At 63.4% G+C, this 15,040-nt stretch carries 12 protein-coding genes and 1 pseudogene; 9 read left to right on the top strand and 4 right to left on the bottom strand.

Going from position 1 to position 15,040, the window contains the following annotated elements; genetic code table 11:
* The 7 genes and pseudogenes from lgt to A2J03_RS28245 all read left to right on the top strand — a co-directional run.
* Nucleotides 1-778 (top strand): annotated as a pseudogene (gene lgt / locus A2J03_RS28275) (prolipoprotein diacylglyceryl transferase); the annotation flags it as partial.
* Nucleotides 771-1,484, top strand: a complete 714-nt coding sequence (locus A2J03_RS28270; RefSeq protein ID WP_231912749.1) for a TM2 domain-containing protein — start codon at nt 771-773, stop codon at nt 1,482-1,484. The pseudogene lgt and the gene A2J03_RS28270, both read left to right, overlap by 8 nt.
* A gap of 73 nt (nt 1,485-1,557) precedes the next feature.
* Nucleotides 1,558-2,433, top strand: a complete 876-nt coding sequence (locus A2J03_RS28265; protein WP_068381173.1) for a TM2 domain-containing protein — start codon at nt 1,558-1,560, stop codon at nt 2,431-2,433.
* 268 nt (nt 2,434-2,701) lie between these two features.
* Nucleotides 2,702-7,285 carry a glutamate synthase large subunit gene (gltB, locus tag A2J03_RS28260; protein WP_068381181.1) on the top strand — a complete coding sequence of 1,528 codons (4,584 nt, stop codon included), beginning with the start codon at nt 2,702-2,704 and terminating at the stop codon, nt 7,283-7,285.
* A complete protein-coding gene (locus tag A2J03_RS28255; RefSeq protein ID WP_068381169.1) occupies nt 7,278-8,783 on the top strand; it encodes a glutamate synthase subunit beta in 1,506 nt (501 codons plus the stop codon). Before gltB ends, A2J03_RS28255 begins: the two co-directional genes overlap by 8 nt.
* A 122-nt stretch (nt 8,784-8,905) precedes the next feature.
* Nucleotides 8,906-10,324 carry a pyruvate kinase gene (gene pyk / locus A2J03_RS28250; protein WP_082898146.1) on the top strand — a complete coding sequence of 473 codons (1,419 nt, stop codon included), beginning with the start codon at nt 8,906-8,908 and terminating at the stop codon, nt 10,322-10,324.
* A 66-nt stretch (nt 10,325-10,390) separates the two neighbouring features.
* Nucleotides 10,391-11,263 (top strand): acyl-CoA thioesterase, encoded by an 873-nt coding sequence (locus A2J03_RS28245; RefSeq protein ID WP_068381179.1) that lies wholly within the window; start codon nt 10,391-10,393, stop codon nt 11,261-11,263.
* A 36-nt stretch (nt 11,264-11,299) separates the two neighbouring features.
* Here A2J03_RS28245 and A2J03_RS28240 read toward each other — a convergent pair whose 3' ends face one another.
* A complete protein-coding gene (locus A2J03_RS28240) occupies nt 11,300-11,791 on the bottom strand; it encodes a DNA-deoxyinosine glycosylase (protein WP_068381164.1) in 492 nt (163 codons plus the stop codon).
* A gap of 67 nt (nt 11,792-11,858) precedes the next feature.
* On the opposite strand from A2J03_RS28240, the gene A2J03_RS28235 reads away from it, so the two are divergent.
* Nucleotides 11,859-12,044, top strand: a complete 186-nt coding sequence (locus A2J03_RS28235; RefSeq protein WP_068381160.1) for a hypothetical protein — start codon at nt 11,859-11,861, stop codon at nt 12,042-12,044.
* An 11-nt stretch (nt 12,045-12,055) separates the two neighbouring features.
* On the opposite strand, the gene A2J03_RS28230 is transcribed toward A2J03_RS28235, so the two are convergent.
* Nucleotides 12,056-12,535 carry an anthrone oxygenase family protein gene (locus tag A2J03_RS28230; protein ID WP_068381158.1) on the bottom strand — a complete coding sequence of 160 codons (480 nt, stop codon included), beginning with the start codon at nt 12,533-12,535 and terminating at the stop codon, nt 12,056-12,058.
* 128 nt (nt 12,536-12,663) lie between these two features.
* A complete protein-coding gene (locus A2J03_RS30265; RefSeq protein WP_197481009.1) occupies nt 12,664-13,419 on the bottom strand; it encodes an NAD(P)H-binding protein in 756 nt (251 codons plus the stop codon).
* Nucleotides 13,420-13,530: 111 nt separating this feature from the next.
* Between A2J03_RS30265 and A2J03_RS28220 the strand changes: the two genes are divergently transcribed.
* On the top strand, nt 13,531-14,502 hold the full coding sequence (locus tag A2J03_RS28220) for an AraC family transcriptional regulator (protein ID WP_068381176.1): 972 nt from the start codon (nt 13,531-13,533) through the stop codon (nt 14,500-14,502).
* Here A2J03_RS28220 and A2J03_RS28215 read toward each other — a convergent pair.
* Nucleotides 14,499-15,040: AAA family ATPase (locus tag A2J03_RS28215; RefSeq protein ID WP_068381155.1), on the bottom strand; the 542-nt coding region annotated here is incomplete at its 5' end. The two genes, A2J03_RS28220 and A2J03_RS28215, sit on opposite strands and share 4 nt — an antisense overlap.

Genomic DNA, 15,040 nt, shown 5'->3' with positions numbered 1-15,040 from the left:
TGGTCGTCTGTACCACGTGGCCACGGACTGGACCACGTACTTCGGACCAGGTGGCGACCCGATCCGAGCGCTCAAGGTGTGGGAGGGCGGTCTCGGGATCTGGGGAGCGGTCCTTCTGGGTGGCGTCGGCGCGTGGATTGCGTGCAGGCGACGCGGAATTCCGCTGCCCGCACTGGGCGACGCTGTCGGACCACCGATACTGCTGGCTCAGGCGATCGGGCGACTGGGGAACTACTTCAATCAAGAGCTGTACGGCCGGGAAACCACTCAGCCGTGGGGCCTCTAGATCTACGAACGCGTCAACGACGCCGGTCGTGTCGATCCGCTGACCGGCGTCTCGACGGGCGTTCTCGAGAAGGTCGTACACCCGACGTTCCTGTACGAGATGGTGTGGAGCCTCGTCGTCGTCGTGCTGCTCGTGATCGTCGATCGGCGTTTCGTCATCGGCCACGGACGACTGTTCGCGCTGTACGTGGCGGGATACTGTGCCGGCCGATTCTGGGTCGAACTGCTTCGCGACGACTACGCCACGCACATCGGTGGCATCCGTATCAACACGTTCACATCTGCAATCGTGTTCGTTCTGGCGATCCTGTACTTCGTGTTGGCGACCAAGGGACGCGAGGATCCTCGATCGTTGGCGTCGAACGATGGGGTCGATCCGGGTGAGGATCCAGACGCAGACATGGATGCAGACTCCGACGAAACGACGAAGTCCTCCGATGCCGGAGACGAAGACGCCAGCACATCTGGGGAGAAGGGCACCACGAGTGGTTGATTTCGAGAAGAAGCCCGAGCGCGACGAAGACGTCGATTTCGGCCAACCTTTCGATCAGTACTCGATGGCACCGACTGCCGGAGCGCCCCACGTTCCGAATCCGACCGAAAGCTATCCGTTTCCGGGGTATCCGGACGAAGTGCAGCCGACACAGGCGTATCCCACCGCCTACGGAGAGACAGCCCAGGCGGAAGCTCCGGCGTATCCGGTCTATCCAGGCCATTACCCGGCACCCCAGTACCCCGCGTCTCAGTACCCCGCGTCTCAGTACCCCGCACCCCAGTACCCGCCGGTCCAGTACCCGGTAGGTTCCCCTCCGCCGTATTACGGTGGCCAGGCGCCCGCACAGAGCTATCACCAGTCCGTCCCGAGCTACTACGCGTACGGGGCCGGATATCCGGCCTCCGCGGCTGACGCCCCCTTCGGTCGGGATCCGATGACGGGCGAGCCACTCTCGGACAAGTCCAAGGTGACGGCAGGTGTATTGCAGATATTCTTGGGTGGGTTCGGCGCTGGTCGGTTCTACATCGGCAGCAACGGCGTTGCGGTGGCGCAGCTCCTCCTTCTCGTGCTGGGGTGGCTCACGGCCATCCTCGGTGTGGGTGTTCTCATACTCATGGGTCTCGGAGTGTGGGTGATCGTGGACGGCATCATGATGCTGGTGGGCAATGTCAGGGACAGCAGCGGCCGTCGACTTCGGAATTGACCCCGTTCTAGTGGCACACTTCTCCTATCTCGATACTCGGTTTTCGACGTAGACCTGTTGCAAGGAGTGCCCGGTGAGTGAGTCCGACAAGAATCTCGGTGAGTCCGGTAAGAATGATCGATCCGAATCCGCTGGTGGTTCGGACGCTCCGCAGACACCGCCGGAATTCGGTTCTGCGTTCGATTACGACGCGACAGCGGAGGCTTCGCTGTCGGAACCACCCGCTACCTCCGAAATCGGCCCGGTGACAGGTGCGACCGGTTCAGGTTCGGGTTCTGGTCCTGGCTGGAACGTTCATTCCGGCGTTGGGAACGGTCCGGGTTGGGGCGAGAGTCCGAGCTATCCGCCACCCACCACACCGGATGCGCCGACCACACCTTCGTCGTCGATCAATTTCGACAAATCCGAACCGAATGATCCATACGGTCAGCCGTCGCCCCAGGCCGGAACCCCCGCTCCGGGCTACGGAGCCGGGCCGGTCTACGGACCCCCTGACCCGAACTACCCGCAGTCCGGTCAGTACGACCAGCAATTCCAGGGGCAACAATTCGAGGGATCGCAGTACCAGGGATATCCACCGCCTCCTGGATATGGTGTCGGGCCACAGGGCCCTGAGTCGCAGGGGTATGGGCCGCCAGCCGGTTACGCCGGCCCGGGACCGTACGGATCGGGTCCGTACGGAGTCGATCCGACCGCACCTTTCGGTCGCCACCCGGTCACTGGGGAGCCGCTGTCGGAGAAGTCCAAGGTAACCGCCGGTCTGCTCGGGATTCTGCTCGGCGCGTTCGGCGCCGGTCGTTTCTATCTGAACCAGCCGGGGATAGCTGTGGCGCAGATCGCGGTGACGTGGTTGACGTGCGGCATCGGCGGGATTTGGCCGCTGGTCGACGGCATCATGATGCTCACCGGCAGCGTCCGCGACGAACACGGGCGTCCGCTGCGAGATTGACGAACCGTTCGTACAGCACGCCGTACCCGTGGTTTCGGTCTTCGTCGAAAGCTACGGTAAGCTTCCAGCATTCGGCCCTAGGGTCGAATTCCTTCGCGGGCCAGAGTTGTCCCGGTAGACCCGTTCAGTGAAACAAGAGCTTCGGCGCGCAGCACCATTCTCGCCGAAGCTGATCGCTAGCGGAGTTGCCGAGAAGAATGAAATGGCGCCGTGGATTCGGCGCCCATTCCTTCGTGGTGTCTCCCTGGCCCAGAGGGAGGTGACGGACTTGCTGTTCTCACAGTTGCCGACAGAACAAGGGCTCTACGACCCGTCCCACGAGAAGGATTCGTGCGGCGTCGCGATGATCGCGGACATCGCCGGTCGCCGGTCGCACGCGATCGTCGCCGACGGCGTACTTGCCCTGGAGAATCTGGAGCACCGCGGCGCTGCCGGAGCCGAGCCGAACAGTGGTGACGGCGCGGGCATCCTGATCCAACTCCCGGTGGAACTGCTCGAGTCTCTCGCTGACTTCTCGCTTCCTGCTCGTGCGGAGGACGGAACCAACGCTTTCGCCGCGGGAATCTGCTTCCTGCCACAGGGGGTTCGCGAACGGGGAGGTGCCATCGCGAGGGTCGAAGAGATCGCCGCCGAGGAGGGTCTGGAGATTCTCGGCTGGCAAGAAGTGCACGTCGATCCTGACAAGGCCGACATCGGACTCACTGCACTCGGATGCATGCCGCACATGTCGTACCTGTTCGTGGCAGCGCCCGAGGTCGACGGTCACAGGCCGTCGGGAATCGAGCTCGATCGTCTCGTCTACGGGCTACGTAAGCGCGCGGAACGTGTGACACCCGAGATCGAGGACGCGGGCACCGGACTGTTCTTTCCGTCGCTCTCGTCTCGAACCATGGTCTACAAGGGCATGCTCACCACGATGCAGTTGCCGCTGTACTTCCCGGACCTCCGCAACCCTTTGTGCATGAGCGCAATTGCCATCGTGCACAGCCGCTTTTCGACCAATACGTTCCCGTCGTGGCCTTTGGCCCATCCGCACCGGTACGTGGCGCACAACGGTGAGATCAACACGGTCAAGGGAAACCGCAATCGCATGCGAGCGCGTGAAGCGATGCTGGCGTCCGATCTGATTCCCGGAGATCTGCAACGTCTGTACCCGATCTGCAATCCCGATGGCTCCGACTCGGTGTCACTCGACGAGGTGCTGGAACTGCTGCACCTGGGCGGCCGCAGCGTGCCGCACGTGGTGATGATGATGGTGCCCGAGCCGTGGGAGAACCACACGAGTATGGACCCGACGGTCCGTGCGTTCTATCAGTTCCACGGATCCATCATGGAGGCGTGGGATGGGCCCGCCTGCGTGACCTTCACGGACGGAACCTATGTCGGGGCTGTCCTGGACCGCAACGGGCTTCGCCCTGGCCGGTGGTGGCAGACCGTCGACGGTCGGATGATCCTCGCCAGTGAAGCCGGCGTGCTGGACGTTCCGCAATCGGAGGTCGTCGCGAAGGGACGGCTGGAGCCGGGCAAGATGTTCCTGATCGATACCGCCGCGGGCCGTATCGTCCCCGACGACGAGATCAAGACCCAACTCGCCCAGGAGCATCCGTACCAGGAATGGCTGCACGCGGGTCTCCTCGAGATCAAGACACTCCCCGAACGTGCACACATTCAGTACAACCACGATTCGGTGGTTCGCCGGCAGATCGCCTTCGGCTACTCCGAGGAGGACCTCCGGGTGGTCCTGACTCCGATGGCCGCGTCCGGCGGAGAACCGTTGGGGTCCATGGGAACCGACACACCGCCCGCCGTGTTGTCGCAGCGTTCCAAGCAGCTCTACGACTACTTCATCGAGCTGTTCGCTCAGGTGACCAACCCGCCCCTCGACTCGATCCGCGAGGAAATCGTCACCTCGCTCGCACGCGTGATGGGTCCGGAGCAGAACCTGCTCGAGCCGACGGCTGCGTCGTGCCGTCAGATCGTGCTGCCGTGGCCGGTTCTCGACAACGACGAACTGAACAAGATCATTCACATCAACTTCGATGGCGACCATCCTGGACTGTCTGCGACGGTCCTGCGAGGGCTCTACGAGGTAGAGCGTGGTGGCGAAGGACTCGCGGAGGCGATCGAGGAACTGCGGCGCCGAGCCAGCGATGCGATCGCTGCCGGCTACCGGACATTGATCATCTCCGACCGCGATTCCGATCACACCTATGCGCCGATACCGTCTCTGCTCGCGACGGCTGCCGTGCATCACCACCTCGTTCGAACCAAGGAGCGGACCAAGGTTGCCTTGGTCGTCGAGTCGGGAGATGCGCGTGAGGTGCACCATCTGGCTCTGCTCATCGGATTCGGGGCGTCTGCGGTCAACCCGTATCTGGCGATGGAGTCCATCGAGGACCTCGTCGCCGAGGGCGAGCTCACCGGCGTCGAATCGTCGGTGGCGGTGCGCAATTACCTCTACGGCTTGGGTAAGGGAGTGCTGAAGGTCATGTCCAAGATGGGCATCTCGACCGTCAGCTCCTACACCGGCGCACAGGTTTTCGAGGCGGTCGGTCTCGACAAGGAGGTTGTGCGTGAGTACTTCAAAGGCACTGTCAGCACGCTCGGTGGCGTCGGGCTGGACGTGCTTGCCGAGGAAGTGAAGCTGCGTCATCGACGTGCATACCCCGAGAACCCCACCGACCGTGTGCACCGTCGGCTCGACATCGGCGGCGAGTATCAGTTCCGCCGCGAAGGCGAGCTTCATCTCTTCACGCCCGAGACCGTGTTCTTACTCCAGCACGCTACGAGAACCGGCCGCTACGACGTGTTCCAGAAGTACAGCAGCGAGGTCGATCGCCTCGCCCGTGAGGGCGGCGCGTTGCGCGGACTGTTCGAGTTCAAGGAAGGTCTGCGAGAGCCGATACCTCTCGACGAAGTGGAGCCGGTCGAGTCGATCGTCACTCGGTTCAATACCGGGGCGATGAGCTACGGATCCATCTCCGCCGAGGCCCACGAGACGATGGCCGTCGCGATGAACAACCTGGGCGGCCGCTCGAATTCGGGGGAGGGCGGCGAGGACACCGATCGGTTGTACGACAAGAGCAGGCGGAGCGCTGTCAAGCAGGTCGCCAGCGGGCGTTTCGGCGTGACCAGCGACTACCTCGTCAACGCGACCGATATCCAGATCAAGATGGCGCAGGGCGCCAAGCCCGGTGAAGGTGGACAGCTTCCGGGGTACAAGGTCTACCCATGGGTTGCCAAGACTCGGCACTCCACTCCGGGGGTCGGACTCATTTCGCCTCCGCCACATCACGACATCTATTCGATCGAGGATCTCGCACAGTTGATCCACGACCTGAAGAATGCGAACGAGAACGCGCGTGTGCACGTCAAACTCGTCAGCTCGGTAGGAGTGGGGACCGTCGCCACCGGCGTCAGCAAGGCGCACGCCGACGTGGTTCTCATTTCGGGTTACGACGGCGGCACCGGTGCGGCGCCGCTGACTTCACTCAAACATGCCGGTGCCCCCTGGGAGATAGGTCTTGCCGACGCCCAGCAAACGTTGGTGCTCAACGGTCTTCGCGACCGCATCACCGTTCAGTGCGACGGCGGGCTGCGAACAGGGCGTGACGTCATCGTCGCGGCCCTCCTCGGTGCAGAAGAGTTCGGTTTCTCCACCGCGCCGCTCATCGTGTCCGGCTGCATCATGATGCGCGTCTGTCATCTGGACACATGCCCGGTGGGCGTGGCGACGCAGAATCCCGAGCTACGCAAACGCTTCACTGGCAAGCCCGAATTCGTGGAGGACTTCTTCAGATTCGTCGCCGAGGACGTGCGCAAGTACCTGGCGCAGCTCGGTTTCCGCAGTATCGACGAGGCAGTCGGGCATGCGGACGCCCTGGAGACTGCTGCCGGAGTCGCGCATTGGAAGAGCAAGGGGCTCGATCTCTCGCCGATCTTTGCGATGCCGACCGACCAGCACGGGGCGCCGATGACACAGCGCAGGCGTCTGCGCGCGCAGGATCACGGGCTGGATCTGGCACTGGACCGGACTCTGATTCAGCTTGCCGAGGGTGCGTTGGAGGACGCGCATCCCGTCAAGCTCGAACTGCCTGTGCGCAACGTGAACCGCACCGTCGGCACCCTCCTCGGTGCCGAGGTCACCAGGCGGTATGGAGGGGCAGGTCTGCCCGACGACACCATCCGCGTCGAACTCACGGGTTCGGCCGGGCAGTCGCTCGGTGCGTTCCTCCCGGCAGGGATCACCATCGATCTGATCGGTGACACCAACGACTATGTGGGCAAGGGTCTTTCGGGAGGACGGGTCGTCGTACGTCCCTCTCCCGACGCCACGTTCGTGGCCGAGGACAACGTCATCGCGGGCAACACGATTCTGTACGGCGCGACCTCGGGTGAGATGTTCCTCCGTGGGCGCGCGGGCGAGCGTTTCGCAGTGCGGAACTCGGGCGCGACGGCTGTCAACGAAGGCGTCGGCGATCACGCGTTCGAGTACATGACCGGCGGTCGTGTCGTCGTGCTCGGTCCGACCGGCCGCAACATGGCGGCTGGCATGTCCGGGGGAATCGCGTACGTCCTCGGACTGGACGAGAGCAACGTCAACCTTGCGATGGTTGCTCTGCAGAAGCCGAATCCCGACGATCTCGCCTGGCTACGAGACACCGTGGAGAGCCATCGCGCGTGGACCGGGTCCGCGGTTGCCGCATCTCTACTCGCCGACTGGCCACGTCGTTCCGCGTTGTTCACCAAAATCATGCCCGTCGATTACCAGCGAGTGCTGGAGGCGACTTCGATGGCGCGCGCCGAGGGGCGCGACGTCGACTCTGCGATCATGGAGGCTGCACGTGGCTGATCCCCGAGGTTTTCTCGAAATAGCCAAGCAAGAGGCGGTCAAGCGGCCGATCGGCGAGCGCGTGAAGGATTGGAACGAGGTCTACTCGCACCAACCGGCGCAGCAGCGTGCAGATGAGGTGTCCGATCAGGCCCGCCGGTGCATGGATTGCGGCATTCCGTTCTGCCACTCGGGCACCGCTGGTTGTCCGCTCGGGAACTTGATTCCGGAGTGGAACGACCTCGTTCGGCGTGGCCGGTGGGACGCGGCCAGCGATCGCCTCCACGCAACCAACAATTTTCCCGAGTTCACCGGCCGCGTGTGTCCGGCGCCGTGCGAGTCGGCCTGTGTGTTGTCGATCTCCGAACGTGAGACCGGCGGCAGCGTGACGATCAAGCGGGTCGAGCAGACCATCGCCGACCTGGCGTGGGACCAAGGCAGCATCGTCCCGCAACCGCCGACGATCACCACCGGAAAGATCGTTGCAGTAGTCGGTTCTGGGCCGGCTGGACTGGCAGCGGCTCAGCAGTTGACTCGCGCGGGCCACGATGTCACCGTCTACGAACGTGACGACAGGTTGGGCGGCCTGCTTCGGTACGGGATCCCGGAATTCAAGCTGGAGAAGTCCGTTCTCGATCAGCGACTCATGCAGATGCGTGCTGAGGGAACACATTTCGTCACCGACTGCGAGGTCGGAATCGACTTCACCGTCGAGCAGCTCCGCGCCAAGTACGACGCCGTTGTGCTCGCCGTCGGTGCGCTACGAGCCCGAGACAACACTGCCGTCGAGGGACGCGAACTCGATGGAATCCATCTCGCGATGGAACATCTCGTGCCGTCCAACAAGGAGTGCGAGGGGGATGGGCCGACGTCGATCTCTGCCAAGGACAAGCACGTCGTCATCATCGGAGGCGGTGATACCGGTGCGGACTGCCTCGGAACTGCCCACCGCCAGGGGGCCGCGTCGGTGACGCAGCTCGACTACAACAGGGCCCTGCCCGATGCCCGCGACGATTCGACGTCACCGTGGCCGTCGTGGCCGCTCGTGCTGCGGACGTCACCGGCGCACGCCGAGGGCGGTGTCGTCCGCCACCAAGTAGCGGTTCAGCGATTCCTGGGTGACGCCAACGGTCGCGTCCGAGCGATGGTGTTGGCCGAAGTCGAAGTGCAGCGCGATGCGGACGGCCGTCGGATCATCACCCCGGTCGGCGAGGAAGTCGAGCTTCCGTGCGACTTGGCACTTTTCGCGATCGGCTTCGAGGGAGTCGAACACAGCCCGTTGTTGGACGACTACGACCTGTCGCTGACTCGGCGGGGTTCGCTGTCGTGCGGGCCTGACTGGCAGACGACCGCGCCAGGAGTCTTCGTGTGCGGTGACGCGCATCGTGGGGCCTCGCTCGTCGTCTGGGCGATCGCCGAGGGACGTTCGGCGGCGCACGGGGTCGATGCGTATCTCACCGGACGCTCGGATCTTCCGTCGCCGGTGCATCCGACGGCCCTTCCTCTCGCGGTGGTGTGAGACCGCAGTCTGTACCGATCCAGGTGCTCTCAGCTGTGGTGATTCACTACTACCGGTCAGTAGGATCTGGAGGGGTCCCTCTGCCGTAGAGAAGGTTGAAGGTACCGACTAGGCTCGTCGTCGTGAGCCGACGTACTAAGATCGTTTGCACCCTTGGACCTGCGACCGCTACCACTGAGCGAATCCGTGAACTCGTCGAGAGTGGAATGGATGTCGCCAGACTGAATTTCAGCCACGGTGATCATCCTGATCATCAGGCGAACTACGAGAGGGTTCGAGCAGCGTCGAATGCCACCGGCAAAGCTGTTGGCATCCTCGCCGACCTGCAGGGCCCCAAGATCCGCCTCGGTCGATTCGCCGAGGGCAAGACGACGTGGGCCAACGGTGAATTGGTTCGAATCACCGTGGACGAGTGCGAGGGAACGCACGACCGCGTGTCGACGACGTACAAGGAATTGGCGCAGGACGCCAAAGAAGGTGACCGTCTCCTCGTCGACGACGGCAAGGTGGGTCTCGTCGTCACCGGAGTCGAGGGCAACGACGTGTTGTGTCGCGTCACAGAAGGTGGACCGGTCAGCAACAACAAGGGCGTGTCCCTTCCCGGAATGAATGTGTCGGTTCCGGCGCTGTCGGAGAAGGACATCGCCGATCTGGAGTTCGCGCTCGCACTCGGTGTCGACTTCATCGCACTGTCGTTCGTGCGTTCGCCTGCCGACATCGAACTCGTGCACGCGATCATGGATCGCGTCGGACGTCGCGTTCCGGTTATCGCAAAACTCGAAAAGCCCGAAGCCGTCGACAATCTCGAAGCAATCGTCCTCGCGTTCGACGCGGTGATGGTGGCTCGCGGTGACCTCGGTGTGGAGTTGCCACTCGAACAGGTCCCACTGGTACAGAAGCGTGCGATCCAGATCGCGCGTGCCAACGCCAAGCCTGTCATCGTCGCGACCCAGATGCTCGAGTCGATGATCGAGAACTCCCGCCCCACGAGGGCCGAGGCGTCGGACGTCGCGAACGCCGTACTGGACGGCACTGACGCGGTCATGCTCTCGGGCGAGACCTCGGTCGGCAAGTACGTGATGGAAACGGTCCGCACCATGGCTCGCATCGTCGAGACCGTGGAAACCGAGGGCGACAGCGTGCCTCCGCTGACCCACGTTCCCCGCACCAAGCGTGGCGTCATTTCCTACGCCGCGCGCGACATCGGTGAGCGTCTCGACGCCAAGGCGCTTGTTGCGTTCACCCAGTCCGGCGACACGGTTCGTCGTCTCGCTCGTTTGCACACGTCGTTGCCGCTGCTCGCGTTCACCTCGATTCCCGAGGTTCGTTCGCAGCTGGCCTTGAGCTGGGGAACCGAGACGTTCCTGGTGCCCGAGGTTGCAACGACCGACGCCATGGTGCTCGAGGTCGACAAGGCGCTGCTCGAACTCGGTCGGTACAACAAGGGCGATCAGGTCGTGATCGTGGCTGGTGCTCCTCCCGGCACAGTAGGCTCGACCAACTTGATCCACGTGCACCGAATTGGGGAAGAGGACCGGTAAGTGACCGATGTGGGGGGAACGGGTGCAGCGACTGTACCGAGCAGTACCGATATCGAGAACGTCAGCATGAAGTCGGATTTGCAGACGCTCCTCGGGCTGCTCGAGCTCGAGGAGATCGGCGAGGACAAGTTCCGGGGGGTGCATCCTCGCCAGGTCGGGAGTCGCACGTTCGGTGGTCAGATGGTCGCGCAGGCACTCATCGCTGCGGGCCGGACCGTCACGGGCACAACGCGTGACGTCCACGCCATCAACGCGCATTTCATCAGGGGCGGCGACGTTTCGAAGCCGATCGACTACCACGTCGACCGTCATCGCGACGGCCGTGCGTTCGCGAATCGTCAGGTCACCGCGTATCAGGACGGCAACGAGATCTTCGTGATGCTTGCCGCGTTCCAGGATTTCGGGAAGGGCCTCGAGCACAGCGTCGAGGTCCCCGACGTGCCGTATCCGGATGCACTGCCGCCACTCGGGGATCACTTCGTCGGGTACGAGGACCGTTTGCAGATGTTCGTGGATGCGCTGAAGCCGATCGACATGAGGTACGCGAACGATCCCGCGTGGATTCTGCAGGGCACGGGCGAGAAGCTCAATCACAACCGAGTGTGGATGAAGGCCGACGGTCCGTTGCCGGACGACGCAATCTTCCACGCAGCGACCATGGGATATGCGTCGGACACGACGGTGTTGGATTCGATCATCACGACGCACGGTCTGTCCTGGGGATTCGACCGGATCGTCGCGGCAACGGTCAATCACTCCATCTGGTTCCACCGCCCGTTCAGGTTCGACGACTGGGCGCTGTACGCGACGGAGTCACCGGTGGCCGCAGGATCCCGTGGACTGGCGACCGGACGCTTTTTCTCGATGGACGGGTTGCTGCTCGCAACCGTCGTCCAGGAGGGTTTGATTCGGCACTTTCCGCGGAAGCCGACGACCTAGGCGACCGTCGCCCCGCCGTGAATGTGGAAGGCAGTTTCAAGGTGCGATGACACGCCATGCGTCGAGTTTGCGCTCGAAACTCAGCGACGCGTTCGCAGGGCTGGTGGACGGAAGACGCACTGTGGTCAGGGTTCTCGGAAGCGGTGCGACGTACCGCTGGAAGCTGTTCTCGGCCTTGGCGCCATTGAAGAAGATCTGTTCGATCGACCGGTGCTCGTCGAGGAGACCGGCAAGGTCGTTTGTCTCGATGGAGGATTCGACGATGGCCGAGTCCAGGCTTCCGTGCCTCGTGCACAGCTTCAACACGTCCCACACCGCGATGCCGTTGGTCGTCAGGACCGATGTCCGTTGCTCGTACGGAATCGACGGGCCGGCGTCGAACAGTGCTCCCATGATCGGCCAGAAGGCGTTTCGGGAGTGCGCGTAATACTCGCCGGCATCGAGCGAGGCGATTCCCGGCATCGACCCGAGGATCAGCGTATGGGCCGAGGCGTCGACGATCGGTGCGAAACTGTGCACGGTGGTCATCGATGCAGCCTGCCATCCTCGGCGAAATACGTGCGCGCAGGACTGTCGGTGGCGGACAATAGGAGGCATGTTGGATCCCCGTGTTTTGGACAACCACGAACTCGACGCCGAACTTGCTGCCCTTCGTCGCGGTCGCGACGCCTCGATGGACGAAGGTGCTCGGGATGTGGACCTCGCCGAGGCGGACCGCCTCATCGCGAGGTTCGAGGACGAGATTCGTCGACGACACGAAGATCCACCTGCCGACCTCTAGTCCACCGACTTTCAGCGCCTCGCCGCGACTGTCAGCAGGACGCACGCGGCCACCGCTGCCGCCGTCCGCGCGTGGTTCCACTGTGTCCACCGCGTCAGGTAGTTCGACCAGACTTCGGCGCCTGTAGCGCTAGAGGGGTCTACGGCAGCGAGAGTGTCGTTGAGTGGCACGTTGACGGACATGGTGACGAGCACACAGCCGCCGATGTACAACAATGCTCCCGCCGTCACCGCCACACGTGTTTCCGAACCGGAGACGAGCGCCGCAGTTGCTGCGGTGCCGGCAGCAAGTGCGCTGCCGAGGAAGATCGTCAAGAATATGGGCGAAACGATGCTGACGTTGATGTGCTGCATCGTCGCACCGCCGTCCGATGCAGGGCGATTGGTAAGCGCGGGCATGACGGCGACCGAGAATGCGAGCATCACTCCGGCCGTCAGTCCGCACCCTACGGCCGCGATCATTGTGGCGACGGAGGCGATTCGGTCGATCACGACGCACGTCCGGCCGGTGTGTGCAGCGACGATACGAAGTGCTCGAAACTCGTCGGCGTGGTGTTCGCGGCCGTCCGCGGTACGGGGTCGGTGAGCTCGCGGCTGTTGAAGGCTCGCGTCATGTCGATTTACTGCCGGGCGTACTCCCGCGAGAACCCGAGGCCGGTGAGGACGCCGATCATGTCCTCGTACTGCAGCTGGACGTACTCGGCATCGCCGATCGCCAAGTGCCTGCCGAGAATTGCAGTCGCTTCGTTGTAGCTCAGGTCGCGCTCACCCAGCAGATCGCGGACCACATGTCCGCTCCATGTCGAGTCCGTCAGTGCAGTACACGCCGCGCGTGCGATGTCGACCGTGCCGATCATCGGTATCGCCAGGTCCGCCTGCACCGAATCGACGTGACTGCCGGACTCGAGCAACTGGTCGACCGCGGGTAGCAGGTTTTCGAAGAACGACACGGGTCGGAGCACTGTCACGCGTGCCGACACTGTCGCCAGTCGCCGTTCCTGTCGATGCAGTGCACCGATGACGCCCGGAGCGTCCGGCTTGTCTGCGCCCAGACTGCTCACGGCGACGACTGTAGGGATATCGCTCGCTTCGATTGCAGCACAGATCGATTCGCCGAGCTGCTCCTGTCGGTGTGCGTAGTCTTCGCTGAAGGGATTGCTGGGGACCAACGCGAAGACGGCGTCGCTTCCGCCGAGTGAGTCGGTGAGCCATTCGGTGTCTTCGATGTCGCCGACGCGCACGTCTGCTCCGGCCTCGGTGAAGGGTGCCAGTGATCGGTGATTGCGTCCGAGTGCGCGGACACGAACGCCCGTGTCGAGAAGCTCCCGTGCGACCTTGCTGCCGATCTGTCCGGAAGCTCCGATGATGGTGATCACGATGTGTCCTTTCGTTGTATGCGTCCAGCTTCTCAGCGCATCGGTGGACAATCTATGATCAATGGTCGCTAGTTCATGCTCATTCGTCCAGGTTCGGCGTACGATCGGAGAATGCGCGGACAGGACCCATGGACCTCGAAGGATCCACTCGGCGAGGCGCTGCACTTTCTTCGCATGACCGGAGCGTTCTATGCACGCTCGGAGCTGTCGGAGCCGTGGGGGTTCGCGATGCCGGAAATGGAGGATTGCCTCTGGTTTCACGTCGTGACCAGTGGACGCTGCAGACTCGAGGTATCCGGCGCACCAGCGAGGTACCTCGTGCCCGGTGAATTCGCGCTCGTGCCTCATGGTTTGGGGCATACATTGTCCAGTGACGAAGAGTCCGGACACACGGTACCGATCGTGTACGACCTGCCCCACGACTACGTTTCGGACCGCTACGCAATTATTCGACACGGAGGCGGCGGCTCTGCGACGACGTTGGTGTGCGGCGCTGTGCGGCTCGATCACCCGTCGGCGGTGCAGCTCATCAGGTCGCTGCCGCCGTTGATCGTGGTCGAATCCGCTCCTGCGCCGCACTTGTCGTGGATGCACAGCACCCTGGGTCTCGTCGCCGACGAGGCCAAGTACCTCCGGCCGGGCGGAGAGGCCGTCATTACGCGGCTGTCGGACATCCTCGTGATTCAGGCGCTCCGGTCGTGGATCGAAACCGACCCTGCTGCCAAGTTGGGATGGCTTGGCGCGCTTGCGGACCCGGCCGTCGGTCCTGCTCTGGCACTGATCCACCGCAACCCGGACACGCCGTGGACCGTAGCGTCGCTGGCGGCGGAGGTTGCGATGTCACGTTCGGCGTTCTCGGCGCGATTCACCGCCATGGTGGGGGAGTCTCCGATGCGGTATCTTGCGCGGTGGCGGATGCGCAGTGCACAGGACACGCTGAGGTCCGGGGACATGACCGTGGCAGAACTCGCGAAGCGAAGTGGCTATCGATCGGAGGCTGCGTTCGCGCGAGCATTCAAGCGTGTGCTCGGCGTTTCACCGGGGAGCGTGCGCACGCGAGCAGACACAGCCGCCTCGGCTTAGTCCAGTAGATGGCGCAAGTACGACGCCGGATCGTCGAGATAGCGACGCCAATGCGTCACGAGTTGTAGTTCCTCCCACGGCGTTCGCTGCATACCGTGCTCGTCGACTTCGATGATGTCGGCGCCGGGGAGCGATGACAAAATCGGCGAGTGGGTTGCGCAGACAACCTGTGAACCGGACTCTGCCAGCTCGTCCATCAATGCCACCAGGTGAAGGCAGGCAGTGAACGACAACGCAGATTCCGGTTCGTCGAGGACGTAGAACCCCGGTTCTCGGAACATCGCGCGGAAGACCGCGAGGAAGCCCTCGCCGTGACTCATCTCGGCGGTGTTCTCGTCCCAGTAACCCGGCACGCCGCCGAGGTTCTCCGTCATCTCGAATGCGGTCTCGGCGCGAAGGAAGAAGCCCTTTTTCTGCAGCCGCGGCCCGCGAAGCATCCGTGCGCCCCGCGGTGTGGTCTCGAGTTCGATGACCTCGCCGAGGGGCGTCAGAACCGTCTCCGAACGGGGTGGCCGAGACGCTCGCCCACCTCGGGAAT

Source organism: Rhodococcus sp. EPR-157, assembly GCF_001647195.1.
Lineage (GTDB): Bacteria > Actinomycetota > Actinomycetes > Mycobacteriales > Mycobacteriaceae > Rhodococcoides.
The sequence above is the reverse complement of the archived record's forward strand: the minus strand, read 5'-3'. Positions and strand labels throughout refer to the sequence as shown.